24 protein-coding genes are annotated in these 26029 nt (G+C 65.1%); 14 read left to right on the top strand and 10 right to left on the bottom strand.

Annotated features, from left to right (window positions below):
* Positions 1–55: 55 nt before the first annotated feature.
* From ACTDXD_RS03560 to ACTDXD_RS03550, 3 genes are all read right to left on the bottom strand, one after another.
* Positions 56–520 carry an SRPBCC family protein gene (locus tag ACTDXD_RS03560; RefSeq protein ID WP_440125820.1) on the bottom strand — a complete coding sequence of 155 codons (465 nt, stop codon included), beginning with the start codon at positions 518–520 and terminating at the stop codon, positions 56–58.
* Between the two features lie 80 nt (positions 521–600).
* Positions 601–4044, bottom strand: a complete 3444-nt coding sequence (locus tag ACTDXD_RS03555) for a TM0106 family RecB-like putative nuclease (protein ID WP_440125819.1) — start codon at positions 4042–4044, stop codon at positions 601–603.
* Positions 4045–4123: 79 nt separating this feature from the next.
* Positions 4124–4750: a DUF1707 SHOCT-like domain-containing protein gene (locus ACTDXD_RS03550; protein WP_440125818.1), complete on the bottom strand. Its 627-nt coding sequence runs from the start codon at positions 4748–4750 to the stop codon at positions 4124–4126.
* A 130-nt stretch (positions 4751–4880) separates the two neighbouring features.
* Here ACTDXD_RS03550 and ACTDXD_RS03545 point away from each other — a divergent pair, with 130 nt between their 5' ends.
* Positions 4881–5405 (top strand): PadR family transcriptional regulator, encoded by a 525-nt coding sequence (locus ACTDXD_RS03545; RefSeq protein WP_440125817.1) that lies wholly within the window; start codon positions 4881–4883, stop codon positions 5403–5405.
* Positions 5406–5408: 3 nt separating this feature from the next.
* Here ACTDXD_RS03545 and ACTDXD_RS03540 read toward each other — a convergent pair whose 3' ends face one another.
* A complete protein-coding gene (locus tag ACTDXD_RS03540) occupies positions 5409–6671 on the bottom strand; it encodes an NAD(P)/FAD-dependent oxidoreductase (protein WP_440125816.1) in 1263 nt (420 codons plus the stop codon).
* A 124-nt stretch (positions 6672–6795) separates the two neighbouring features.
* Between ACTDXD_RS03540 and htpG the strand changes: the two genes are divergently transcribed.
* The 6 genes from htpG to ACTDXD_RS03510 all read left to right on the top strand — a co-directional run bounded on the left by htpG (position 6796) and on the right by ACTDXD_RS03510 (position 14563).
* Entirely contained in the window at positions 6796–8721 is a 1926-nt protein-coding gene (htpG, locus tag ACTDXD_RS03535; RefSeq protein ID WP_440125815.1) for a molecular chaperone HtpG, read from the top strand.
* A gap of 33 nt (positions 8722–8754) precedes the next feature.
* Positions 8755–9531, top strand: a complete 777-nt coding sequence (locus tag ACTDXD_RS03530) for an HAD-IIA family hydrolase (protein ID WP_440125814.1) — start codon at positions 8755–8757, stop codon at positions 9529–9531.
* Between the two features lie 86 nt (positions 9532–9617).
* Positions 9618–10145 (top strand): DUF6764 family protein, encoded by a 528-nt coding sequence (locus tag ACTDXD_RS03525; protein WP_440125813.1) that lies wholly within the window; start codon positions 9618–9620, stop codon positions 10143–10145.
* A 276-nt stretch (positions 10146–10421) separates the two neighbouring features.
* Positions 10422–12047, top strand: a complete 1626-nt coding sequence (gene groL, locus ACTDXD_RS03520) for a chaperonin GroEL (protein ID WP_169686940.1) — start codon at positions 10422–10424, stop codon at positions 12045–12047.
* A gap of 249 nt (positions 12048–12296) precedes the next feature.
* The gene (locus tag ACTDXD_RS03515; RefSeq protein ID WP_440125812.1) at positions 12297–13310 is read left to right on the top strand and encodes an alpha/beta hydrolase; all 1014 of its coding nucleotides are present in this window, start codon (positions 12297–12299) and stop codon (positions 13308–13310) included.
* A gap of 296 nt (positions 13311–13606) precedes the next feature.
* Positions 13607–14563 (top strand): alpha/beta hydrolase, encoded by a 957-nt coding sequence (locus ACTDXD_RS03510; protein WP_440127517.1) that lies wholly within the window; start codon positions 13607–13609, stop codon positions 14561–14563.
* A 512-nt stretch (positions 14564–15075) separates the two neighbouring features.
* Here the strand turns inward: ACTDXD_RS03510 and ACTDXD_RS03505 are convergent.
* From ACTDXD_RS03505 to ACTDXD_RS03490, 4 genes are all read right to left on the bottom strand, one after another.
* Positions 15076–15276, bottom strand: coding sequence for a PspC domain-containing protein (locus tag ACTDXD_RS03505; RefSeq protein ID WP_440125811.1), 201 nt, complete (start codon positions 15274–15276; stop codon positions 15076–15078).
* Positions 15277–15406: 130 nt separating this feature from the next.
* Entirely contained in the window at positions 15407–15607 is a 201-nt protein-coding gene (locus ACTDXD_RS03500) for a PspC domain-containing protein (RefSeq protein ID WP_440125810.1), read from the bottom strand.
* Between the two features lie 77 nt (positions 15608–15684).
* On the bottom strand, positions 15685–16005 hold the full coding sequence (locus ACTDXD_RS03495) for a hypothetical protein (RefSeq protein ID WP_440125809.1): 321 nt from the start codon (positions 16003–16005) through the stop codon (positions 15685–15687).
* Positions 16006–16189: 184 nt separating this feature from the next.
* On the bottom strand, positions 16190–16579 hold the full coding sequence (locus ACTDXD_RS03490) for a phage holin family protein (protein ID WP_440125808.1): 390 nt from the start codon (positions 16577–16579) through the stop codon (positions 16190–16192).
* 95 nt (positions 16580–16674) lie between these two features.
* Here ACTDXD_RS03490 and ACTDXD_RS03485 point away from each other — a divergent pair, with 95 nt between their 5' ends.
* Both ACTDXD_RS03485 and ACTDXD_RS03480 read left to right on the top strand, forming a co-directional pair.
* Positions 16675–17727, top strand: a complete 1053-nt coding sequence (locus tag ACTDXD_RS03485; protein ID WP_440125807.1) for a patatin-like phospholipase family protein — start codon at positions 16675–16677, stop codon at positions 17725–17727.
* A 4-nt stretch (positions 17728–17731) separates the two neighbouring features.
* Positions 17732–18589: an alpha/beta hydrolase family protein gene (locus ACTDXD_RS03480; protein WP_440125806.1), complete on the top strand. Its 858-nt coding sequence runs from the start codon at positions 17732–17734 to the stop codon at positions 18587–18589.
* Between the two features lie 48 nt (positions 18590–18637).
* Here the strand turns inward: ACTDXD_RS03480 and ACTDXD_RS03475 are convergent, their stop codons facing one another.
* The gene (locus ACTDXD_RS03475) at positions 18638–20644 is read right to left on the bottom strand and encodes a prolyl oligopeptidase family serine peptidase (protein WP_440125805.1); all 2007 of its coding nucleotides are present in this window, start codon (positions 20642–20644) and stop codon (positions 18638–18640) included.
* Between ACTDXD_RS03475 and ACTDXD_RS03470 the strand changes: the two genes are divergently transcribed.
* Positions 20643–22052 (top strand): wax ester/triacylglycerol synthase domain-containing protein, encoded by a 1410-nt coding sequence (locus ACTDXD_RS03470; RefSeq protein WP_440125804.1) that lies wholly within the window; start codon positions 20643–20645, stop codon positions 22050–22052. The genes ACTDXD_RS03475 and ACTDXD_RS03470 overlap by 2 nt on opposite strands.
* A gap of 52 nt (positions 22053–22104) precedes the next feature.
* On the opposite strand, the gene ACTDXD_RS03465 is transcribed toward ACTDXD_RS03470, so the two are convergent.
* Positions 22105–22578 (bottom strand): DUF6194 family protein, encoded by a 474-nt coding sequence (locus tag ACTDXD_RS03465; RefSeq protein ID WP_440125803.1) that lies wholly within the window; start codon positions 22576–22578, stop codon positions 22105–22107.
* Between the two features lie 42 nt (positions 22579–22620).
* On the opposite strand from ACTDXD_RS03465, the gene ACTDXD_RS03460 reads away from it, so the two are divergent.
* The 4 genes from ACTDXD_RS03460 to ACTDXD_RS03445 all read left to right on the top strand — a co-directional run bounded on the left by ACTDXD_RS03460 (position 22621) and on the right by ACTDXD_RS03445 (position 26010).
* Positions 22621–23346, top strand: coding sequence for a MerR family transcriptional regulator (locus tag ACTDXD_RS03460; RefSeq protein WP_440125802.1), 726 nt, complete (start codon positions 22621–22623; stop codon positions 23344–23346).
* Between the two features lie 51 nt (positions 23347–23397).
* The gene (locus ACTDXD_RS03455) at positions 23398–24237 is read left to right on the top strand and encodes an SDR family oxidoreductase (protein ID WP_440125801.1); all 840 of its coding nucleotides are present in this window, start codon (positions 23398–23400) and stop codon (positions 24235–24237) included.
* Positions 24238–24334: 97 nt separating this feature from the next.
* Positions 24335–25243, top strand: coding sequence for an ABC transporter ATP-binding protein (locus ACTDXD_RS03450; RefSeq protein WP_440125800.1), 909 nt, complete (start codon positions 24335–24337; stop codon positions 25241–25243).
* Positions 25240–26010, top strand: coding sequence for an ABC transporter permease (locus tag ACTDXD_RS03445; RefSeq protein ID WP_440125799.1), 771 nt, complete (start codon positions 25240–25242; stop codon positions 26008–26010). The genes ACTDXD_RS03450 and ACTDXD_RS03445 overlap by 4 nt, the downstream gene beginning before the upstream one ends.
* Positions 26011–26029: the final 19 nt, after the last annotated feature.

Raw genomic sequence — 26029 nt, 5'->3', positions numbered from 1 at the left:
CCCGGCCGGGCTGCCCCCAGGACACCCGAGAGTACGTGAGTATAGACGCGCGTGGTCAGACGGATGCGCGCCCCTCGGCTTCGTTCTTGATCCGGGCGAGTGTGGAATTCATGCCGACGACCATGTCGTCGTCGAAGTTCTCCTGACCTCCGAGGATGTATTTGATGAGGGTCTGCGAGACCTTACTGGTGCCGGTGGGGGCTTCGCGACGCTGCACGATCCGGGTGCCCGTCGCGGTGGGTTCGAGGACGAACGACCAGATCGAGCGGTTCTCATTGATGCGGAAACGCAATTCGCGACCGGGTTCGAACGTGAGGACCTTCGATGTGGTCGGCCACACGAGCAGACCCTTGCGGTTGATGTTGATCGTCGAGGTTCCTGCGCCGACGCTGCCCCCTCGGATGATCATCTTGCGACACTGAGGGCTCCACTCGCCCATCCGCTGCAGATCCGAGACCACACTCCACACCCGGTTCGGGTCTGCTGCGACGTCGATGGTGGCTTCGAGTGTCTTCGACATGTCTGCTCCTGCTCGGTGTGTGGTACTCGAGGTTACAAAAAATGATCCGGCGTCGATCGTATCCGATGATGTGGTGGCGGTCACCGGGTCAGTCGCAGGAACGCTCCGAGGTCGACGAGTTCGTCGGGTGTTGCCGGGAGATGATCCGTCAATGCACGCGAGCGGATGACGATCGCACACCATTGTCCTCGTGAGAGCGCGACGTTGAGCCGGTTGCGTGAGAGCAGGAACGACATCCCGCGCGGTACGTCCTCGATCGCCGACGCCGTCATCGACATCAGCACCACTGGAGCCTCACGACCCTGGAATTTGTCGACCGTGCCCACATCCACCCGGGTCAGCCCGACGTCGGACAGCCCGGACCGGATCATCGCTACCTGCGCGTTGTACGGTGCGACGACGAGCACATCCTTTTCCTCGATCGGTCTCGGTGCGGTTTCTGTGTCGTCGCGCCACCCGGTGCCCAGCAGTGCCTGCACCCGCCGTATCACCTCGTTGCTCTCCTCGACCGAGCACGTCGCGTTGCCGACATGGTCGACGGTCACCGTGTGCACGCCGGGTGCGAGGCCGTCGAGGGCGCGTGCCGTGGTGTGGCCGGACTGGGACAGCAGCCGCCCGTCGTACGACAGGTCCGACACCCGCGCGCACAGGTCGGGATGCATGCGCCAGGTTCGCGACAGGAAGAACCCACGGTCGGCGGGCAGTGCACCGTGACCTTCGGCGAGCCAGCCGAGGGCCGACTCGTCGGCGGGTTCGGGGTGCGTGCCCTGACTGACCTGAGGCAGTTGTTGCGGATCACCCAGGAGCAGCAGGTTCCGTGCACTGGTGGCGACGGCGACGGTATTGGACAGGCAGAACTGCCCTGCCTCGTCGATGACCAGCAGGTCCAGGCTGCCCGGTGCGATGCAGTTCGTGTTCGTGAAATCCCATGCGGTGCCGCCGACGACATAGCCGTCGTGGAGTCCGTCCAGATATCCCGTCAGGGCCTTGGTGTCCTTCGCGGGTGTCCATGTCGGCTCGGCGGTCCTTGCCTTGGCCTTCGCGACGGCCTCGCCTGGCACGCCCGCCCTGACGATGCCGTCGAGCATGTTCTCGACCACGGAGTGCGACTGCGCGACCACCCCGACCCGCCAGCCATACTCGCGGACGAGTGCGGCGACGACGCGGGATCCCGTGTACGTCTTCCCGGTGCCGGGCGGACCTTGCACGGCGACGTACGAGTCGTCGAGGTCGAGGACGGCAGCAGTGATCGCGGCAGGGAACCCGCCGTCGCCGACCGGAGGGAGCGCGCCGGAACGCGTGCGCGGCGGGGTCCTTCGCAGGATGTCGACGCCGGCCGTGGACGGCAGATCCGGTAATGACGCGCACATGGCGCCCGCCGCCGATTCGATCGCCTTCTCGATGCTGGCCGCCCCGATCGGGGAACCGGGCGTGATCGCCATCGGCAGAGCCGCATATTCGTCGTCGGTCTGCAGCAACTCCTCGATCACGAGCACATCGTGGAAATCGCTGCCGGACCGGCGTTCGAGGATCTTCCCGCCCGACCACGCCCGCGTCCACGGGCCGCCGTCGGGTAGTCCGTGCGGTGCCGGCGCTTCGTACAGTACGAACACAGAATCCCCCGCGCGCACCGTGCTCCCGGTGTCGAAATCACCCGTGACGGCCAGATGGCGCCGGGCCTTGCGCTTGCGCGGCGGCAGGTGCCAGTCGGCCTCGACCGCGACGGAGGTCGCGACGAGCGTGTCGCGGGTGTCGGCCCATTCGTCCACCGGATTCGACAGGCGATCGAAGTGGGCCCACCAGAACGGTTTCCGCTCCCGCCGGTGGTAGCCGAGCGAGGCCGCCATCAATGCTGCGGCCTGCTGGTCGTCGGTGCGCTCGCTCGTTGCCTCACCCGCGAACTCCCAGAGCGTGACCTCTGCGGGGTGCGGTTCGAAGGGGGGCGCGGACTCCTCGTGTGTGACCCCGGTGGTGGCGATACCGTGCTCTGCGGCCCGGTCGAGTAACCAGTTGCGCAGCCGCCACGTCGATGCGCAGTCGTCCTCGTTGTACGACGCGATCGAGTCGAGCAGCTTCGCGGCCTCTTCGGTCCGGTCGGCGTCGCGGAGATCGCAATAGTCCGCATACGCGACTATCGACGCACCGGCATCGAGCACCTCACCCTGCCGCGCCGGCATGTACAGCGGCTCGAGCTTCTTGATGCTGTACGACGACTCGCCGGCCCGAAGAGCAGCGCGCACAATCGGATACAGGTCGACCAGAACGCCGTCGCGGAGCAGGCTGTCGACCTGCTCCTCGCCCACGCCGTGCCGGCCCGCCAGGCGCAGCAGTGCGGACTTCTCGTACGGTGCGTAGTGGTAGACGTGCATCTTCGGGTGCGTTCGGCGGCGCTGTTCGACGTACTCGAGGAAATCGAGCAGTGCGCGTCGTTCCTCGGCGCGCGTATGAGCCCAGAACGGGCGGAACGTCGGATCGGTCGCACTCGGACCCGAACCTGGTCCTTCCAGCACACCGAACAGGTACTCGAGTCCCCAGTCGGGGCCACCGTCCTCGCACCACAGCGGGTCGCCCTCGAAGTCGAAGAAGATGTCTCCGTCGTCCGGCTCGGGCAGTGCGGCAAGGGAACCCGGTTCGTAGACGTCGACGACCGGTTCGCCGGTCTGCTCCTGCCGCAGCTGTACCTGCGCTTGTGCACGCAGTGCGGCATATGTGCGATGAGACATTCCCGGCACGGGCGCTTCCCGCGTGCAGAAATCGTCGATCGTCGTGACGCCGCCGGCGATCAGGCGGGCGCGCTGTATGGACCGCATGCCCGCGACCAGCAGCAGATCGCGGTGGGCGGCCACCTGAGGTTCGCACGTGTCGCAGCGGCCGCACGCAGTGTGCCCCGCGTCGGCCCAGCCCACGGGAACTCCAGAGTCGTGATGGCCGTCGACCAGGCGCTGCAGATGAAGCCGGCGCTGCGAGTAGACGGGAGCGATGTCGGCGAGGGGGTACGACGAGGTCGTGCCGTCGCCGAGGATCAGGTGTGCGTGCGGCGCGACCGGGACTCCGGTGTGTGCGAGGGCATCGGCGTAGGCGGCGAGCTGCAGGAGCGCTTCGACTTTCGCGTGCCGCGCGAGTTTCGTATCGTACACGGCGTACGTGTCGCCCGTGCGGACGAGGAAATCGCAGAAGCCCACGAACCGGCCGTCGAAGAACGTGCCCTGGTAGATGACGTCGGCACCCGATCGAGCGGCCTCGATCGTGGCGCGGGCAGCAGCGTCGTAGCCCTCGCGGGTGTGATCGGGGCGGGCGAGCTGCACGACACCGTCGCCGAATTCGGCACGGTACCGGTCCAGGACGCGTTGCTCGTGGGCGCCACCGAGACGGGCGGTGCGATCGAGCATCGGATCGTCGACGGCAGTGGGTCGTGGCCCGCGACCGAGGACGGCGTCGACCGTGCTGAGAAGTGAGAACTCGCACCGGGCGGCATCGGCCAGATCGCGCGAGCTGTAGACCAGCACATCGTCGAGCAGAAACATCGGCGCCGCCTCCCGCGTGGTGTCGTTGCCCGACTATGGCAGACGCGGGTGACAGCTGACGGCTACCTCGCGGACGGAGTTACCAACGCCGATGCGAGGTCGCTGCGAGCGGTGCGAGCGGTCGTGTCCGTGGGAGCGGTGCGCAGCGGAGCTGTCCCCGGTGCGCGATCGAGTGGGCGCGCATGGCCTCCCGGTGCGCGATCGAGTGGGCGCGCATCGCCTCCCGGCGGGCGAGCATTGCTGCCCGGGCGGCGTCTCGTCGTGGGTCGTGTGCGCGCGAGGAGCATCCGCCTCCTTCGATTCCGAGTACGGTCCGGCCGAGGAGTACCAGGCCCCACGGGCCGATGACCCACAGCGGCCACGGGTAGACCATCGATGCCGTCCCGAGTGACACCAAGGCCCAGACCAGCACGTTGATCGCGCTTACGCCGAGCCACGCAGTCCACTCGATCCTCTGATGGACGGGGAGTCGTCGACGAGCACGTGCTGTGGTCGGCGCTGGAGGAGCGGACTGCGGAAGGTCGGTGAACTGCGCGCGCGCCTCGTCGACGCTCGTCGATGCGTAGACGGCCGAGGCACGGGTGTCGAACTCGTCGATGGTGAGGCGTCCGGTGCCGACGTGCTGTGCAAGTTCGTCGACGAACTGCTCGCGTTCGGAATCGGAGATCCTCTCGGAATCGGGAATGTAGGGGTTCTCGGTGGCCATGGGGGTCTTCCTCCAGCGGAGATTTCCTGCCCTGAAGAGCTTCCATTGTGGAACGTCGTTGCTTCCATGATGGATATGACACAGTGGAATGTCAACGGTTTTCCGGATGGCAGGATGAAGGGAGCGCGTGATGGCCGGACGTCCGCTCAACGCGACCGCAGCGTCGCTACTGGGTTTTCTGCACGAGGGCCCGAAGACGGGCTGGGACCTGGTGACCACCGCGCAGGAGCGCATCGGCAAGTTCTGGTCGCTCACCACCAGCCAGGTGTATCGCGAACTTGCCGCGATGGAACGAGACGGCCTGATCGTGCCCGGTGAGAAAGGCCCGCGCGATCGCAAGCCCTACACCCTCACCGACGCAGGAGCGCAGGCGTTCGCCGAATGGATCGATCGCGACCCGGGACCGGAGAACATCCGGCATCCCCTGCTTCTCACCGTCGCCTTCGCCGATCACCTGCGTCCGGAACGGCTCGCAGAGATACTCGCGCATTACCGCGCAGCGCACGAGAAACAGCTCGCCGGTTACGAAGACCTCGTCGCAGACGACGGGCTACCGGACTTCTCGGCCGCCACCGTCGAGTTCGGTATCGCGTACGAGCGCGCAGTGCTCACATGGCTGGACGGCATGGACCAGCGCCTCGCGAACAAGCGGTAACCGTCACCGCAGAGGATCGAAATGCCGTAGCAACGGGTCGGTGTCACCTGTCATCGCATCCGCGAGGAACCGGCCGGTCAGCGGTCCGAGCGCGACACCCCACATACCGTGACCGCCCGCAACGAACACGCGCGGTGATCGGGTGCCACCGATCAGCGGCAACCCGTCCGCCGTGCACGGCCTCGAACCGACCCATTCCTCACTCCGGCCGGCCCAGTCGACGTCGCGCAGGAGCGGGCGGGTCGTATCGACGATCGCGCGGACCCGTCGTGGATCGAGCGGTGCGTCGGGACTGCGGAACTCCATCATCCCGGCGATGCGGAGCCGATCGCGCAAGGGAGTGCAGGCCACCCGCTGCACCGGGAAATACACGGGATTCTTGGGTAGTTCGTCGGGCACGACACTGAAGCTGTACCCCCGGCCTGCCTGAACGAGGGTGCGCACACCGAATTCATGCGCCAGCGCGTTCAGCCGCGCTCCCGTCGCAAGGACCACCGCATCGACGGACACGGCGTCCCCGCTCGCGGAGATCACGTCGACCACGCCGTTGCCGGGGTCTCGTACGTCGGTGACATCGAAACCGGTGAGGATCCGACCGCCGCGTGCGCGCACCGCATCGGCGAGGGCGGCGACGAATCGAGGTGGATCGATGAATCGCTGGCCGCGGATCCGCAACCCCGCGCGCACTTTGTCGCCGAGCAGAGGCTCCAGCGAGTGCACTGCGTCGGCATCGAGGATGTCGTAGTCGACTTCGCCCCCTGTGGCCTGTACGTGATCGAATTCTTCGAGGAGGTGGTCGCGGTCGGTCTCCGCGATGAACGCCGCGAGGAAGGGGTCGGCGTCGCGGGTGTGTTCGGCAACGCCTCCGGCCGCGAGATCGTCGTAAGCCTGCAGTGCAACCCTGTTGGCCTGGCCGAACACCTCGAGCGCCGCCATCTGATGACGTGTGGTGCAGTGCCGCGCGAAGTCCGCGAGGAAGCGGATCAGCTTGAAGTCGAGCGTCGGCGGCACGTATACCGGTGACGACGGCGTGAGCATTGCTCGCAGCCCGTACCTCAGGATCGACGGCTCGGGTAGCGGCAGGGTAAGGGCGGGCGCGAGCCAACCTGCGTTGCCCCACGACGCGCGTTCGGTCGCCTCAGTGGCGTCCGATGCGACGCCTGCCCGGTCGACGACGGTGACCGCCACACCTCGGTCCTGCAGAAACCATGCGGTGGACAGCCCCACGATGCCGGCACCTGCCACGGCCACTCGACGAATCGTCATGACCAACTCCTGTCGATGCAGAGGTACGTCCCTCCATCATGGCTCTATCGGGGGCTTCTGCACGCGTGTCGCGGGCCGTCCTAATATTCGAGGGGGAAATCTGCTTGTCGAAGGGGACAGTGAGTTGAGTACACACGTCGAACAGCGCGAATTCCAGGCCGAGGCGCGCCAGCTGCTGGATCTGATGATCCACTCGATCTACTCCAACAAGGACACCTTCCTGCGTGAGTTGATCTCCAATGCGTCCGACGCGCTGGACAAACTCCGCCTGGAATCGTTCCAGAACAAGGACCTGAACGTCGATACGTCCGATCTGCACATCGAACTCGATGTCGACAAGGACGCCCGCACCCTGACCATCCGCGACAACGGCATCGGCATGTCGCGCGACGAGGTCGTCGAGCTGATCGGAACCCTCGCGAGGTCTGGCACCGGGGAGCTGCGAAAGAAACTTCGTGAGGCCAAGGACGCCGCGGCATCGGAGGAACTGATCGGCCAGTTCGGCATCGGTTTCTACTCGGCGTTCATGGTGGCCGACAAGGTCACGCTCGTCACCCACAAGCCGGGGCAGGACGTCGGAACCCGGTGGGAGTCGAGCGGCGAATCCACCTACACGATCGAAGACGTCGAAGACGCGCCGCAGGGAACATCGGTCACCCTGCATCTCAAGCCAGAGGATGCCGACGATCATCTTTTCGACTACACCTCGCAGTGGAAACTCGAGGAGATCGTCAAGAAGTACTCCGACTTCATCGCGTGGCCCATCCGCATGGAGGTTTCCCGGACCACCAAGGGCGAGGACGGCACCGACGAGGTCACCTTCGAGACCAAGACCCTCAACTCGCAGAAGGCCCTGTGGGCACGCTCGCGCGACGAGGTGTCCGACGACGAGTACCACGAGTTCTACAAGCACGTCGCCCACGCGTGGGACGAACCGCTCGAGATCATCCCGATGCGCGCCGAGGGAACCTTCGAGTATCAAGCGCTGCTGTTCATTCCGTCGCATGCGCCGTTCGACCTGTTCGCCCGCGAACGCAAGACGGGCATCCAGCTCTACGTCAAGCGCGTGTTCATCATGGACGACTGCGAAGACCTCATCCCCGAGTACCTGCGCTTCGTCAAGGGTGTCGTCGATGCGCAGGACCTGTCGCTCAACGTCTCCCGGGAGATCCTGCAGCAGGACCGCCAGATCCGGGCCATCCGTCGTCGTCTCACGAAGAAGGTCCTGTCCACCGTCAAGGACATGGCGAGCCAGGACGCCGACAAATACCGGACCTTCTGGAACGAGTTCGGACGCGTCCTCAAGGAAGGTCTGATCTCCGACACCGACAACCGCGACACGTTGCTCGCGATCTCGTCGTTCGACTCCACGGCGAGCGCCGACGAGCAGACCACGCTCGCCGGATACGTCGAGCGCATGAAGGACGGCCAGGACGAGATCTACTACATCACCGGCGAGTCCCGTCAGCTGCTGGAGAGCTCCCCGCACATGGAGGCATTCACGGCAAAGGGAATCGAGGTGCTGTTGCTGACCGACCCCGTCGACGAGATGTGGGTGACCTCGGTACCCGAGTTCGAGGGCAAGGCGTTCCGGTCGGTGGCGAAGGGCGAGGTCGATCTCGACACCGAGGACGAGAAGAAGGCGGCCGAAGCCGAACGTGAGGAGCAGGAGAAAGAGTTCGGTGATCTCCTGACGTGGATGAAGAGCAGCCTCGACGAGTACGTCAAGGAGGTGCGTCTGTCGTCCCGCCTGACGACGTCGCCTGCGTGCATCGTGGGCGACACTTTCAGCATGTCGCCTGCGCTCGAGCGCATGTACAAGGCGTCGGGCCAGCCGGTGCCGCAGACCAAGCGAATCCTCGAGCTGAATCCCGGTCACCCTCTGGTTTCGGGGTTGCGCACGGCGCACGGCGGTAATCCGGACGATCCGGCTCTCGCCGAGACCGCGGAGTTGCTGTACGGGATGGCCTTGATCGCCGAGGGCGGCGAGGTCGACGATCCCGCACGCTTCACTCATCTGCTCGCAGACCGGCTCGCCCGCACGGTCTGAAGCAGGCTCTCTCCGGGCGATAGGCTCGGGGGTATGAGTGACGTGGCGGGAGTGCTGTTCGACATCGAGGGCGTGATCGTGACGTCGTGGGAACCGGTCCCGGGCGCCGCCGACGTCCTCGCGGGTCTCCGGGAAGACGGTGTGGCGCGAGCCTTCCTGACCAATACCACGTCACGGACGTGTGCCGAGATCGCTGCAACGCTCAGCGATCTCGGCATGCCCGTGGAGCCGAGCGAGATCGTCACCGCCGCATCGCTCACGGCCGAGTATCTGAAGCAGACCTATCCGGGGCGCCGGTGCTGGGTGCTCAACGACGGCAATGTCGATGCCGACCTAGAGGGGGTCGAACGGGACGACGACGAGCCTGAGGTGGTGGTGCTCGGCGGTGCGGGGGAGGTGTTCACGCATCGGACGTTGAGTCGTGTTGCCGAGTTGATGCTCGACGGTGTACCCGTCGTTGCGATGCACCGCGCGGCGAGCTGGCAGGGAACCGACGGGCTGCATCTCGATACGGGTGCTTACCTTGCCGGGTTGGAGGAGCTCAGCGGTCAGTCGGTGGTGGCGGTGGGGAAGCCATCGATGCAGGGTTTCCTTGCAGCTGCGGACATCATGGATGTCGACCCGTCCCGCATGGTCGTGGTCGGTGACGATCTGTACGGCGAGGTGCTTCCCGGGCAGCGGCTCGGAATGACAGGAGTGCTGGTGCGTACGGGAAAATTCCGGCAGTCCGTGCTCGAGCTCGCCCTCGACCGGCCCGACCACGTTCTCGACTCGGTCGCCGATCTTCCGGAGCTGCTTCGAGCGGTGTGATCGGGCTCTCGCGTGCTGCACCTCACGCCCGGTACCCTGCGCGCGGGGGCTTTCTCCCTCCTTCTTCCAGCGCAGAGGAGCACTTCTTGTCCATTCGTTCTCTCCGGTCCGTCCTTTCCGGTCGTCGTGTTGCGCAGGCCTTCGCAGCGGTTGCAGTCGGGGCAGCATCGTTTGCCTTGGTGGGCACGGGTACGGCGTCGGCCGCGCCGGTGACGTGCGTGTCGCCGCCGTCCGAGAATCAGATCCTGGTGTCGGATACGGCGAGCTGTGGTGCGACGACCACCGGTGAGGGTTTTGCGCGGGCGTCGGCAGCCGACAGCGGCACTGCGGTGTCGGTCGCCGAGTCCGCGGGTACGGCCGAGTCCCAGGCAACCGGGTTCGGTACTGCACTCAGCGCAGCGCGTGACGGTGGGCGGTCGTACGCGTTCGCGCTCGGCGGCGGCCTGAGTCATTCGTGGGCGCAGGGTCCGGCGACGACTTTGTCGGTGGCGGGCTGGGGTTCGGGAGCGACGGCGGACACGACCGGTGTCACCTGCGTCGGTGCCCAGTCGTTCGCTGTCAACACCGCCACGGGGCAGTGGTGTGCCGTGGGGGTCGGCTCTACACGTCGCTAGTCGCTGCAGCGTCGTCAGTTGATGCGTGCAGAAAACTTCTGCACCGCGACGAGGGTGGTCGAGTGCCGGTAACCTTGCACTCGCCACCCTCGAGTGCTAAAAATGCAGTTGGCACTCGCAATGAGGGAGTGCCAGGTCGGGAGGGTGAGACCGGGAAATATCGACACCCCTGGTCGTCCGTCGCGGGCACTGATTCCGACCGAATGCACAACAACGGGGCGTCCCGACGAGCGGCCGTCCTAGGTGTCACCCCGATATCCGGAGGATCACTTCGCAATGGCCAAGATCATCGCGTTCGACGAAGAGGCCCGTCGCGGCCTCGAGCGTGGCCTGAACAGCCTCGCCGACGCAGTCAAGGTGACGTTGGGCCCCAAGGGTCGCAACGTCGTGCTCGAGAAGAAGTGGGGCGCGCCCACGATCACCAACGATGGTGTGTCCATCGCCAAGGAGATCGAGCTCGAGGATCCGTACGAGAAGATCGGCGCCGAGCTGGTCAAGGAAGTTGCCAAGAAGACCGACGACGTCGCGGGCGACGGCACCACCACCGCCACCGTTCTCGCTCAGGCGCTCGTGCGTGAGGGCCTGCGCAACGTCGCTGCCGGCGCCAACCCGCTGGGTCTGAAGCGCGGCATCGAGAAGGCCGTCGAGGCCGTCACCGCCAAGCTGCTCGACACCGCCAAGGAAGTCGAGACCAAGGAGCAGATCGCTGCGACCGCCGGTATCTCCGCTGGCGACCCCGCGATCGGTGAGCTCATCGCCGAGGCCATCGACAAGGTGGGCAAGGAAGGTGTCATCACCGTCGAGGAGTCGAACACCTTCGGCCTCCAGCTCGAGCTGACCGAGGGCATGCGCTTCGACAAGGGCTACATCTCCCTCTACTTTGCTACGGACGCCGAGCGCCAGGAAGCCGTCCTCGAGGACGCGTACATCCTGCTCGTCAGCTCCAAGATCTCGACGGTCAAGGACCTGCTGCCGCTCCTGGAGAAGGTCATCCAGTCGGGCAAGCCGCTCGTCATCATCGCCGAGGACGTCGAGGGTGAGGCTCTGTCCACCCTCGTCCTGAACAAGATTCGCGGCACCTTCAAGTCCGTCGCCGTCAAGGCTCCGGGCTTCGGCGACCGTCGCAAGGCTCAGCTCGCCGACATCGCCATCCTCACCGGTGGCGAGGTCGTCAGCGAAGAGGTCGGCCTTTCCCTGGAGACCGCAGGCCTCGAGCTGCTCGGCCAGGCCCGCAAGGTCGTCGTCACCAAGGACGAGACCACCATCGTCGAGGGCGCGGGCGATCCCGACGCCATCGCAGGCCGCGTCAACCAGATCCGCGCCGAGATCGAGGCATCGGATTCGGATTACGACCGCGAGAAGCTGCAGGAGCGCCTGGCCAAGCTGGCCGGCGGCGTTGCAGTCATCAAGGCAGGCGCTGCGACCGAGGTGGAGCTCAAGGAGCGTAAGCACCGCATCGAAGATGCCGTGCGCAACGCCAAGGCTGCTGTCGAAGAGGGCATCGTCGCCGGCGGTGGCGTGGCCCTGCTGCAGGCCGCCCCGGTTCTCGACGACCTCAAGCTCGAGGGCGACGAGGCCACGGGTGCCAACATCGTCAAGGTCGCCCTCGAGGCTCCGCTGAAGCAGATCGCGTTCAACGCAGGCCTCGAGCCGGGCGTCGTCGCGGAGAAGGTTCGTAACCTGCCCGCAGGTAGCGGCCTCAACGCTGCCACCGGCGATTACGAGGACCTCCTCGAAGCCGGCATCAACGACCCGGTCAAGGTCACCCGCTCGGCGCTGCAGAACGCCGCATCCATCGCGGCTCTGTTCCTGACCACCGAGGCCGTTGTGGCCGACAAGCCGGAGAAGGCCGCCGCTCCCATGGCCGACCCGACCGGTGGTATGGGCGGCATGGACTTCTGATCCGGTCCTGACTGCTCCACCCGAGCTGCACAGCGAGGCCCGATCCCACTTCGGTGGGGTCGGGCCTCGCTGCATGTTCGAAGCGTGGTTTGTGTTGCATACCAAGATCTTGACCTTCTCGTGACCTTCACATCGGAATCGTGTAAGAACGATGGTGTTATTCGGGGCTGGTCGGGGAGCGCCGCCGGGGCGAGCGTTGGACTCGCCGTGGGACGGGACGGTTTTTCGAGGGGTGTGGGTCTTTTGTCGATGTGGTTTCGGCGTGCGTGTGGTGTCGTGACGGTCGGATTGGCGGCTGCGGTGTGTGTGCCCGCAGGGGTATCGGCCGAGCCGGTTCCGGGGTCGCCGACAGTGGGGGAGCGGGTCTCGGCACTTTCGCACATCGAGGTGGAGAACGACGGTACTGTCATTGCGCACGTGTATTCGGCGTCGATGGATACCGTCGTGCCGCTCCGGGTGCGGTTGCCTGCCGACACCAGTGAGCCGCGACCCACGCTGTATCTGCTCAACGGGTCCGGTGGTGGCGAGGGTGTTGCCACATGGGACGAACAGACGGATGTCGACGAGTTCTTCGCCGACAAGAACGTCAATGTGGTGACTCCGCTGGGCGGACGCTACAGCTATTACACCGATTGGGAGCGGGACGACCCAGAGCTCGGCAGGAACAAGTGGACGACGTTCCTCACCGAGGAGTTGCCGCCCATCATCGATGAGCAGTTCGAAACCACCGGGGCCAATGCGATTGCGGGTCTGTCGATGTCGGGTACATCGGTGCTCGGCCTGGCAACAGCCGCGCCCGAGTTGTATCGCGCTGTCGGTGCGTACAGTGGTTGCGCCGAAACGAGCACACCGGTGGGGCAGGCCTACGTTCAGGCGGTGGTGCGGGTCAAGGGAGGAGACCCCGAGAACATGTGGGGGCCGGTCGGCGGGCCGGGGTGGATCGAGAACGATCCGTACCTCAATGCGGAGAAGCTCCGAGGGATCGAGTTGTACGTGTCGGCGGCTACGGGTCTGCCGGGTGAACACGATAACTTCGGTTCGAGGTCGATCAACTACGACCCCCTCGGTCTGGTGGGTCAGCTCGTCGTGGGCGGGACCATCGAAGCGGCCGTCCATCACTGCACGACGCGCCTCTCGGATCGGCTGGAGGAGTTGGAGATTCCCGCGCACTTCGAATGGAGGAATGGGACGCACTCGTGGGATTACTGGGAGGACGATCTGCACAAGTCGTGGCCCATGATGGCGGCAGCCATCGGGTTGTGACGGTGGCGGCAGCCATCGGGTTGTGACGGTGGCGGCAGCCATCGGGTTGTGACAGTGGTGTCGTGCCTTCGGTGACGCCGGCTCCGATGAGTCGGCCCTCCTTGCACGGTGTCCGCAACTCGGATTCCGAAATTTTGACCGTTTCGTGACCGTTGGGTGGTTTTCTGGTGTAGAAATGGTTTCATCCCGGCCGGGGAGGCCTTGAGATCGAGGTTTGTCCGGCCGGTTTCCAAGACTCGGGAGGCGGTCGGGTGGTGTCGTTCCGGCGGGCTTGCGTGGCATTGTCCGTGGTCGCTCTGACGTCGATTCCCTCTGCCCTGTGGGTGAATGTAGCTGCTGCGCAGACAGTGTCGGGGCTCTCCCGCATCGAGGTCGAGAACGATCGCACGATCGTCGCGCACGTCTATTCGGCGGCGATGGACCGTGTCGTCCCTCTGCGGGTGCGGACGGCGGCGGATGTGAGCATCCCGAGACCTACGCTGTATCTCCTCAACGGAGCCGGAGGTGGGGAAGGGCAGGCCACGTGGGATGCCCGAACTGACATCGACGAGTTCTTCGCCGATAAGAATGTCAATGTCGTCACGCCGTTGGATGGTTCTTTCACTTATTACACCGATTGGGAGCAGGACGACCCCGCGCTGGGCAGGAACAAGTGGACGACGTTCCTCACCCAGGAGCTGCCGCCGATCATCGATACGACCTTCGGTGCCTCGGGGGTCAATGCGATAGCAGGATTGTCGATGTCGGGTACGTCGGTGTTGAGTCTTGCGATCGCTGCGCCTGAGCTGTACGAGGCCGTGGGTGCGTACAGCGGGTGTGCCGAAACGAGTACGGAGCTGGGGCAGCTCTATGTACGTACCGTTGTCGAGAGTCGGGGGGACGCAGACGTCGAGAACATGTGGGGTCCGCTCGATGGGCCGGGATGGGCCGCGAACGATCCGTACGTCAACGCGGAGAAGTTGCGGGGCATCGAACTGTATGTCTCGTCGGCGACGGGCTTGCCCGGTCCGCATGAGAACTTGGGCGCGAGGTCGGTCGACGGGGATCCGGGTCTTCTTCTGAACCAGATCGTCGTCGGGGGTGTCATCGAGGCTGCGGTGAACGACTGTACGCACCGTTTGGCTTCTCGTCTCGATGAACTCGGTATTCCTGCCACCTTCGAGTTCCGGACGCGGGGAACGCATTCCTGGGACTATTGGCAGGATGACCTGCACACTTCCTGGCCGATGATTGCGAGTTCTATCGGTTTGTGACAAGGATGCCGACCGCCCCTGGCCCAGGGGCGGTCGGCATCCTGCCGTCATCAATGAATGCTGTTGTGTTGCAACAGTATCAGTACGAAAGATTTCAAAGATCTTCCAACGCAATAACACTGTCGGGGACTGAGACCGTGTCGTAATGTGAGTTACGGCACGATGCGATCTCGAAGTGCGTGCCGTATCAGCTCGACCGTCCCGGCGTAGGAGGATCAATGGGTAGCACCACCATCACCGAAATCATCGTCTTCATCTTCTCTCTGCTGTCGCAGAGTGCAGAGTTCCTCAGCTGAATCTGTTGATATCCAGGTAATTCCGATGTCCGGAGGTATGAGACCTCCGGCGAAGCACAGGAGGAAAGATGGGCAGCATCACCGCAGGTCTCGAAGTGATCAACCAGCTCGTCGGGTTGCTGCTGGCGATCGGGCCGGCGCTCCTCACCGGCTCGCTGTAGCCCTGAGTGTTCGAACGCCGTGGGTCTCGGATCGAGATCCACGGCGTTCACTGTCTCACTCCGGAATCAGCATCCAGAGCGCGAGATAGATCAAGATGGCGGTGCCGCCGGTGATGAAGGTGGCGACAACAGCAGCAGCCCGGACGATGTTGACGTCGATGCCGAAGTATTCAGCGATCCCTCCGCAGACACCGGCAAGCATGCGAGACGTGGTCGAGCGGGTGAAGATGCGAGGTTCGTTGCTTTCGAAGGACATAGGTTGATCGTGCCTTTCGTCGTGCGTGCGCACATCAGGTGGTGCCCCGATCTTCACCCTGATCTTCTTCTCGGGGTGCAGCCGGCGGGTTGGTGCGAGCAGCGTGTGGCAGTGCCGAGAACTCGTCCATTCATTCGGGCACGAGCATCCAGAGCGCCACGTACAGCAGGACGGCGGTACCACCGGTGACGAACGCTGCAAGTACGGCGCCGGCTCGTACGAGGTTGGTGTCGATGCCGAAGTATTCCGCGATTCCGCCGCACACGCCACCGAGCATGCGCTGTGAGGTGGAGCGGGTGAAAGGTCGCGGTGCATTGTTGTCGTAGGTCATGACGAGATCATTCTCCCTGTCGAATGTGTGTCGAGCCGAGCGGCTGAGGTCCGGTGCGTATTGAATGACGCTGGATGTCAGCGGCATACGATGGTCAGTCCGATGCCGCGCCAGACTTTCGTTTCTTTACGATCCCAGTTGCCGGTGCTGGAGTTGTAAGTTGATTCGGTCTCCGTCCGGTAGCCACGGTCGCGCTGCTCAGTTACCGCGCAGGTGCCCGCGATGTTCCCCGAGCGGTTGGTGACCGAGTACGGCGTACCGGTGGCGGAGAGCGTCGAGGCGGCTACGTGCTCCTCCATCCCGACGACGTTGGGAGCGGATTCTGCTGCAGCAACACCTGTTCCGATCGTCAGTGCTGCGGCGCCGGTGAGCAGTGCGGTCATGATCGTCTTACGCATGGGGACTCTCCCGAAGTCTGTGAGGCTCGCTGAATCGATGTATCGATCGTGCGCCACAGACCACGTCGGGCACATCGGGGACAGACCCCCGTCTGTACCCTGAACCTTCTTTCAGGGTTTTCTGCGACGACACCCGCACGGGGTTGTCCCGTGCGGGTGTCTGCGAAATGATGCGGGGCAGCTGTCAGGCAGCTCTGCGTTTGGCGAGTGTCTTCTTGAAGACGATATAGGGCAGCAACAAGCGGGCGATCAGTGCGACAGCCCAGACGATCACGGTAGCGAGGATCCAGGTCGTGAGGCCGTCGATCCGGAGGCCGTCGCTCAAAATCGCGGTGACGATGAGCGCGAGTAGTGTCGAGATCAGCGCGCTGCTCCCGATGAGTACCGGGGTCTTCGTCATCGCAACCTGACGGATCAGGGGGTCGAGAAGGACCGTGGCCACGGTGAAGATCACCACGGCGATGACGAACGCGAACGAGCTGAGCGTCATGCCGGGCAGGACCCACGCGCCGACGATCAAGGCAATCGCATTGGCGATCAACGCAACAACTGTGGTGGCAAGCAGCCTGATCATGGTGTCAGGGTATCTCCGCTCGGCCGGCTGCGGCGGTATTACAGTGCAGAGTCCCGCCGCACTGCAGAGCGTCCGGCCATGGCACCATCGGGGCCATGGCCGATCGGAAACGCGTCGCACTCGCTCTCGGTAGCGGGGGTGCCCGAGGTTACGCCCACATCGGAGCCATCCAGGTCCTGGAGGAGCGCGGCTTCGAGATCGTCGGTATCGCGGGGTCGTCGATGGGCGCGCTTGTCGGCGGTGTCCGTGCTGCGGGAAAGCTCGATGAATACACCCAGTGGGCGGAGAGTCTGTCCCAGCTCGATGTTGTCCGGTTGTTGGACGTGTCCGTCACGTCTCCGGGGGTCATCCACGCAGAGAAGGTTCTCAACAAAGTGCGCGATCTCATCGGAGACGTCGTCATCGAAGACCTTCCGATCCCGTTCACCGCTGTGGCAACCGACCTGGCGGCGGGCCGCCCGGTGTGGTTCCAGCGGGGACCTGTCGACGTCGCAATCCGCGCGTCGATCGCGATACCCGGTGTCATCACCCCGTATGTTCTCAACGGCCGCGTCCTCACCGACGGCGGCACACTCGCTCCGCTACCGGTGGCCCCGACAGTCGGTGTCCCGTCAGATCTGACGATCGGGGTGAGCCTCGGAGCCGAAGAACGCGGTCGTACACACGCGCCGGAGAACGCGAGTGCGGAACCGCGTCCCGCGGAAGAATGGGTCGGACGCTTCCGGCGGTCGGCGTCGCTGCTGCTCGACAGTGACATCGTCCGTTCGGTCGTCGGCAGGTTCGGTACGGGAGCGACCGACGAAGAGTTCGGCCGTGACGATCTCCACCCCGAGTCCCCCGACGGCGCCGCCTCCGAAATCCACGTCGGCCATGGGGAAGCCGCAGCGCCGAAGTTCAGTCGGGTCGCAGTGATGAACCGTTCGCTCGACATCATGCAGTCCGCTCTCGCTCGCCACCAGCTTGCGGCGTATCCGCCGGACGTGCTGGTCGAAGTCCCCCGCACGGCTTGCCGCAGTCTCGATTTCCACAAGGCTGTCGAGATGATCGCCCTCGGTCGGGAGCTCACCGAGACCGCGCTCGACGCTGCGGGGCTCGGAACCGCCGCATCTCGGTCTGCTGACCAGGACGGTGATTCGGGCCTAGTCTGAGTTGGTGGAGACCGTACCGATCCAGCTTCCAGATGGCACGACAACCGCGGTGCGCTTGTTTCCGGGGCCGGCTCACGAACATGAGAGCCGGCTCGACTCGTCGCGGGCGGTGGTGGCGATCGTTCCGGGCCTCGGTATCTCCGCGGGGTACTACGAACCGTTCGCGCATGCCCTCGCCGAACGCGGATTCGATGCGGCGATCTGCGAACTCGCAGGTCAGGGCGATAGTCGTCCCAGACCAGGGCCCGACAGCGCGTACGGTTACCAGGAGATCGTCGCAGTGCACTTCCCCGCGATGTTCGAGGTGGTGCGCGAACGATTCCCCGATTCGACGCCATTCCTGCTCGGGCACTCGATGGGCGGTCAGTTGGGTGTGATGTACGCAGCGCGTAGTCGTGGTCGCCTCGGTGGGCTGGTGCTCGTGGCCTCCGGAACCCCGTACTACCGCCAATTCCCCGGGGTACACGCCCCCCGCCTCCTGCTCGGCTCGACGGCGATGTCGCTCACCGCGAGCGTCGCCGGATTCTGGCCCGGCGACCGGTTGGGCGTCGCGGGTTTCGGACGGCAGTCGCGTCCCCTGATCTCCGACTGGGCGAGGCTGGCGCGCAGTGGCCGATTCGAGCCGGCCGGTGCCGACATCGACTACGAGGAGCGTCTCGCCCTGCTGGACCTTCCGGTTCTGTCGGTCACCGTCGAGGGGGACGACATGACCCCGGTGATGTCGGCACGCCACCTGGTGGAAAAGTTGCCTGCGGCCGATGTCACCACGTGGCACCTGGAACGAGCACTCGGTCACAACGGCTGGATCCGTGACAACGACGATACGATCGAGCGGATCGTCGCCTGGCTGCGCGACCGGTGACCGACGGTGTGGATCCGAGCCCGGAACCGAGCTCGGATCCACTTCTTGCTAGAGCACTTCTGTCAGGAACGTGAAGGTCAGCGCAGATTTGAACGCTGCCTGCGCGTTGTCTGCGGCACCACCGTGCCCGCCCTCGATGTTCTCGTAATACCAGACTTCGTGGCCCTGCTCCTCGAGGAGCGCCACCATCTTGCGGGCATGCCCGGGATGCACACGGTCGTCACGCGTGGACGTCGTGATCAGGATCGGCGGGTATGTCGCATCGGGATCCGTGTTCTGATACGGCGAATATTCGGACAGGAAAGTCCACTCGTCCGGGTTGTCGGGGTCGCCGTACTCCGCCATCCACGAGGCGCCGGCGAGCAGCAGATGATAGCGCTTCATGTCGAGCAGTGGGACCTGGCACACGATGGCGCCGAACAGCTGCGGATAGCGGGTGAGCATTACACCCATCAGCAGGCCGCCGTTGCTGCCTCCCTGGATCCCCAGTTGCTCTGTAGTCGTGATTCCCCGCGCGACCAGGTCTTTGGCGACCGCGGCGAAATCCTCGAATACCTTGTGACGGTTCTCTTTCAGGGCCTGGGTGTGCCATGTGGGGCCGTACTCTCCACCTCCGCGAATGTTCGCGATCACATAGGTGTTTCCGCGTTCGAGCCATGCCCGCCCCACACCGCCGCTGTACGCCGGGACCATCGAGTTCTCGAATCCGCCGTACCCGTACAGCAGGGTCGGGGATGCCGTATCGGTGTTGCTACCGACGACGAAATAGGGGACCTGCGTTCCGTCGTCGGACGTCGCGAAATGTTGTGTGACGGTGACGTCGTCGGAGTCGAAGAAGGACGGCGCCTGCTTGATCGGCTCGAGTGCTTGTCCGACCGTGCCGGAGAGGAGGGTAGCGGGGGTCGTGAAACCACTGGAGTTGAGGAAGAATTCGTCGCCCTCGCGCGGATCGACGTCGATGATGGCCGTGGAGGTCGCGTCGGGCAATCCCTCGAGTTCCTCGTCGGTCCATCCGTCGGGTCCGGGCGTGAGGACACGCATGCGGGTCTGGACATCGCGCAGGGTCACCATCAGCAGATGGTTCTGCGTCCAGGTGTACTGCTCGAGAGAAGTGTGTTCGTCGGGTGTGAACAGCACCGTCATCTCGCGCGAACCGTCGAGGAACGAGGGGTAGTCGGCCGCGAGCAGGGAACCGGCGGGGTGCCCGAGCCACTCGGATCGGGGTCGGACGAGCATGTGGTTGCGGTACACGCTCACCCGCGCGTCGTCGGGGACATCGAGCTTGATCAGGGTGCCGTCGGGCTTCAGTTCGTACTGGTATGCGGCGTGGAAGTCGATGGCGCGGTCGACGAAGCTGCGTTCGTACCCGGGAGTGTTGTCGTATCCGGCGCCCACGGCGACGTCGGTGGTCTCGCCCTCGAACACGGTCTCGGCGTCGGCGATCGGTGTGCCGCGGCGCCAGCGTTTCGCAATCCTCGGGTATCCCGAATCGGTGAGGGAGCCGTCGCCGAAGTCGGTTCCGACGAAGACGGCGTCGACATCGATCCAGCTGATGTCGGTTTTCGCTTCGGGGAGTTCGAAGCTGTCGGCACCCGAAACGAACCGTCGTGTGACCAGATCGAACTCGCGGATCACAGTTGCATCGGCACCGCCCCGCGACAGGCTGATGAGCGCGCGGTTCTGGTCAGGACGGAGAACCTGAGCACCCGACCACACCCAGTTCTCGTTCTCGTCGGCGGCCACCGCGTCGAGGTCGACGAGGACATCCCACTCCGGATTGTCGAGGACGTACTGGTCGAGAGTGGTGCGTCGCCACAGTCCGCGCACGTGCTCGGCATCGCGCCAGTAGTTGTAGAGATACTCGCCGCGACGTCGCGCGTAGGGGATGCGCGCGTCGGTATCGAGGATCTCCCGGATCCGGGATTCCAGCGTCGTGAAATCGTCGGTGCGGGTGTACGCATCGACCGTGCGGTCGTTACGTGCGCGCACCCAGTCGAGTTGCTTTTCGCCGGTGACGTCCTCGAGCCAGAGGTAGGGGTCGGTGGTATCGCTCATGCCCTATTTCTACCTGGACCGGAGCGGTGGGGTGCCGACGGTGGGGCCCCGTGAATGGGTCGACGGTACGCTCGCGGCCGTGCAGCTCACCCCTTCCGACGCGCAGATGTACTGGCTCGCGGAGCGGATCCGCAGTGATCAGTTCCTGCTGTACTGCTTCGCAGGTGACGCCGACGCCGATGCGGTGCGTGTCGCGGTTCGGCGACGTGTCGCGGGGGTGGGGGAACTCCGGTGCAGGATCCGCGAAGTTCCGAAGAACCTCGACTACCCGTATTGGGAGCCGAGGGAGTACGGCGACGACCTGGTGGTCGAGCACGTCTTGACCGACCACACGTGGGCCGAGCTTCAGAAACGCTTGGGGTCGCTGGTGGCCACCTCGATCGACGCGCGGACGAGCCCGTGGCGGGTGCACGTCTTCACCGGTGTGCGCGACGCTCCTCGCTGTGACGGGACCGCCGTTGTTGTGGTGTTTCAGGTGTCGCACGCTTTCGCCGACGGGGCTCGGGCGACGGAACTGGTGCGCGCATTGTTCGGCACCGAGGAACCACCGCGCTCGTCGGCTCCGGACGCTGTCTCGATGTCCTTGATGCTGGCACGATCCTTCCGGTTCCCGGTCCAGTTCGCGCGACTCGTCGCGGCAGGCCGCCGAGCCGCCGCTGCTGATCGAGGGTTGACGGACGCAACTGCCGCAGGAGAGATTCCCGAGCCGGCCGCGGGGCGTCCCCTCGTCGGTATCAATACCGCCCCCGGCGACGAGCGGGCCGTGCGCATGGTGGTGTGCCCCGTCGAGGAACTCCGCGGAACCGGCGTCACCGTCACCGTGGCGGCGCTGACTGCGATCTCCGTCGCCCTGTCCCGCTTCCTGGTGTTGCGCGGTGAGACGGTGCCGGATCGGCTCGGCGCCGAGGTCACCATCGCGGTCGACGCGACAGGGGTGTCGCGCAACAACTACCGCAACGCCGGTGTCGACCTGTTCGTGACCGAACCTGATCTGTCCGCGCGGGCCGCGCTGATCGCTGACGACATCGCCGATCGCCGCGCACGACTGTCGAGCCCGCTGTTGGCGCAACGTGATTCGGCGAAGGAGTTCGTTCCCGCGCCGCTGCTGAAGTTCGGGATCGATCGGTACCCTTTGGGCGAGGTTCCCGAGACCGTCACAGGGAACACGGTGGTATCGAGCGTGAACCGCGGCCGTGCCGACCTCGAACTCGCGGGTGCCCCGGTCGTGTTCAGCGCCGGATTTCCGGGGTTGTCACCGGTGATGGCACTGACGCACGGTGTGTACGGCCTCGGCGACACCGTCACGATCGGTATCAACTCGAGCCCCCGTGCGGTGCCCGATGTCGACGAGTACGAGTCGATGCTGCGGGAGGCGATCATCGAGGTTCGGGTCGCACTCGGTGGGTGACCGAGACATACGCACGCTCGGAAGACACGCGCACCTTGTCGGCACGGTGTTCCTATCCGTGCGAGTCGCGGCTCTGTGGTGTCTTCCGGCGTCGCGCGTCCTCGTGCGCGCGGCGGAGAAGATCGCCGGCGGTGGCCGACGTCCGGGCACCGGGGTTGACGATCGCAATCCACCCCTGAGCTCGATAGACCGGATGGGGAAGGACGGTGTCGGCGGCACTGAAGTCCACCGCGGATTCCGTTGCCCGTGGTTCCTCGCCGGTGAGTTCGGTAAGCCTCGCCCGGCCGACGTGGATGTTCAGTCTCCACCGGTCCGGCGAATCCAGCTCGGACTCGGTGTCGCCGGGATAGTCCTTCGTCACGATCGTCGCGAACGGCTGCCCGCGCTGGGGGACCTGCCCGTCGGGGGCGTAATAGAAGAAATGATCGCCCCACGCGACCTCGGGGAACTCACTGCCTTCGGCGGGTGCGAGCTCGAGAATCCCTTCGAAGCCGCGCACCGTCTCGAGAATCTGCTCCATACTCATACTTCAAGTGTGTAGTTGAAGTGCTTATGGAGGGTTTCGGCAATGGCGCGTGGCGAGGTGGTCGACCTGGGCACCGCCGCTGTCGCCGAGGCCACGTGCTATTCGGTACAGCAGATCCGAGACCTCGAAGCACACGGCGTCATCGACCCTGCACCCAGGAGGCACAACGGATACCGGGTGTTCTCCGCGCGACACGTTCGCGACCTGCACGCCTACCGCGACCTCGCAGTGGCCGTCGGTCCGGTGGAGGCGCGGAGAGTGATGCGTGAGATCCGCTTCCTCGCGCCGTCCGATGCGCCTGCCCCGGTGGCATTGCTCCACGTCGAACTCGCTCGCGAGCGAGATCAGGCACTCGAAGCACGGCGGGCCCTCCTCCTCATCCGCACGGAGGCGGAGATCGACGTCGAGCCCACCGAGAGCGACACCATGACGATCACCGAACTCGCCGACGCCCTCGGTGTTCGTACCTCGACGCTACGTTTCTGGGAGAAAGAGCGGCTCGTGACGCCACAGCGGGTGGTCACGAACGCGGGGTCCGCCCGCCGCTACCCGCTCGCGGCGATCCGCGAGGCTCGTATCGTCGCGGCGTTGCGTGCCGCCGGCTATCGCATACCCGACGTCCACAGAGCCCTCACCGATCTTCGCGACCTCCAGGACATCGACGTGTCGCTGACGGCGCTGGACTCGAGGATCGACGACATCGCAGCGCGAACACTTGCGCTGCTGCGTGCCGGAGCCGTCCTTGCCGAGATCATCTCCCATCGATGAGCGGGCCGGGTCCACATGTTGTACTGGTCCGCACGCAGTGAAGGGGGACACATGGGTATCTATGTAGTGACCGGGGCGGCATCCGGGATGGGCAAGGCGAGCGCCGAGCGATTGCGCGCGAAGGGACACACGGTCATCGGGGTCGACCGATCGGACGCCGACGTCGTCGCGGATCTGTCGACGCCGCAGGGTCGCTCCACGGCGATCCGGCAGACGCTCGAGCTTGCCGGCGGACGCCTCGATGGCGCCGTGCTCGCCGCCGGGCTGGGACCCGTGGCAGGAAAGGAAGCGGTGATCGCCCAGGTCAACGTGCGAGGTGTGATAGATCTGCTCGTCGGCTGGCGACCCGCCCTCGCCGCGACCGGCAACAGCAAAGCGGTGGTGTTCGGATCGAACTCGACGACGGCGACTCCCGGTGTGCCGAACTCTGCGGTGAAGGCCTTTCTCGCCGGAGACCTCGACAAGGGTGTCAAGCGTGCAGGACGCATCTCCGCTGCGGCAGCCCCGTTCACGTACGCGGCGACGAAGATCGCGGTTACCCGGTGGGCTCGTCGTATCGCGGTCACCGACGACTGGGCCGGTTCCGGGATTCGTCTCAACGTCATTGCACCGGGCGCAATTTCGACACCATTGCTGGAAACGCAGCTGGCCGGTCCGCAAGCGAAGCGGGTCGAGGGCTTTCCAGTACCGATCGGTGGTTTCGGTGACGCCGAGCAGATCGCCGAGTGGGTCGAGTTCATGCTTTCCCGCGCAGCAGATTTCATGGTGGGAAGTATCGTGACGGTGGACGGCGGAACCGAGGCGTACTTCCGCTCGGATGACTGGCCCGTTGCCGTTCCGCTCAGCGGAGTTCCCGGGTACATTCTGCAGATGTTCCGGTTCCGTCCTTGACACAATCGCGTACCGGCCTGCATCAACCGATCGGTTGATGCGGATTCGACCCGCTCGGTCGATGTGCACGACCCGTGCCGGCGGGCACGCTCGACGCATGCCAATCGTAGAAGTGACAGACCTACGCAAGTCGTACGGCGGGCGCACCGTCGTCGACGGCGTGAATTTCCACGTCGACGACGGTGAAATCTTCGGGATTCTCGGCCCCAACGGCGCGGGGAAAACCACCACCGTCGAATGCCTCTCCGGATTACGCACACCCGACTCCGGTACCGTCCGCGTCGCAGGACTCGATCCGATCGGTGACCACCGCGCCGTCACCGAACTGCTCGGAACCCAATTGCAGGAAAGTCAACTGCAGCCGAAACTGACCGTGCGTGAGGCCCTCGAGCTGTACGCCTCGTTCTACACGCGGCCTGCGGATGGTCTGGCCCTTGCCGAACGTCTCGGGCTCGGGGCTCTGCTCCGCACCCAGTTCGCGAAACTGTCGGGAGGGCAGAAACAGCGTCTGTTCATCGCTCTTGCGCTCATCGGGACACCGCGCGTGGTGGTGCTCGACGAACTCACCACCGGCCTCGACCCCCGCGGACGTCGCGACACGTGGGAGCTGATCGAGGAAGTCCGTGACGCCGGTGTCACCGTCCTGCTCGTCACACACTTCATGGAGGAAGCCCAGAGGCTGTGCGACCGGGTCGCCGTGTTCCGCTCGGGCCGGGTCGAAGCGCTGGGCACACCTACGGAACTGATCGGCAGGTCGTCCACCGCTGTCGTCGTCTCGTTCCGCCCTTCGGGTCCGTTCGACGTCGGCAGGTTCGAGTCGTTGCCCGGCGTTGCTGCAGTACGAACGGATCACGATCGGGTCGTGGTGGAAGGCGGTGAGGAATCGGTCGTGGCCGTGCTCTCGGTGCTCGCCGGGGCGGGATTGAGCGCCGAACGACTCCGTGTGGCCGACGCAACCCTCGACGACGCCTACCTGGACATCACCGGATCGAAAGGCACATCATGACCACCTCGATCATGGGCAGCGCGACGACCACGCCGGCGATCGCGGTGTTGCGCACCGAGACGCGACTGTTCGCACGCCAACCCGCGGCGTTGTTCTGGATCCTCGTCTTCCCTGTTCTGCTCCTGACGATTCTCGGTCTGATCCCGTCGTTCCGGGAACCCGATCCCAACCTCGGTGGTTTGCGGGTGATCGACCTGTACGTGCCGGTGACGTTGCTGCTGGCGATGATCGTGGGTGGTATCCAGACGATGCCCACGGTGTTGTCTGCATACCGCGAGCAGGGCATTCTCCGCAGGTTGGCTGTGACTCCGGCACGCCCGGCGTACCTGTTGGCGGCACAGATCGTCGTGCACGCCGTGGCGATTGCCGTGTCGGTGGTCCTCGCGCTCGTCGTCGGCCGTGTGGTGTTCGATGTGACGTTTCCCGCGCAGCCGTGGGGCTATGCTCTCGCGGTACTCGTGACCCTCGCTGCGGCACTGAGTCTCGGCGCCGCGATCTCGGCGTTGTCGTCGTCGCAGCGTGTAGCGCAGACTTTGGGCACGATCGTGTTCTTCCCGATGATGTTCTGTGCGGGGGTGTGGCTTCCGGTGCAGGCGATGCCCGAGGTACTGCAACGGATCGTCGAACTCACCCCCTTCGGGGCGGCCGCGCAGATTCTCGACCAGGCTGCAGCGGGCGACTGGCCCGCCTGGAGTGGGCTGGCCGTGGTCACGGCGTGGGCGGTGGTGCTCACCGCCGCAGCGATCCGCTGGTTCCGTTGGCAGTGACGCCTCCAGCCGTCATCCT

The sequence above is a fragment of the Rhodococcus sp. SJ-3 genome (assembly GCF_051918125.1).
GTDB lineage: Bacteria > Actinomycetota > Actinomycetes > Mycobacteriales > Mycobacteriaceae > Rhodococcus.
Note: the sequence above shows the minus strand (reverse complement) of the source record. Positions and strands in the feature narration are given on the sequence as shown.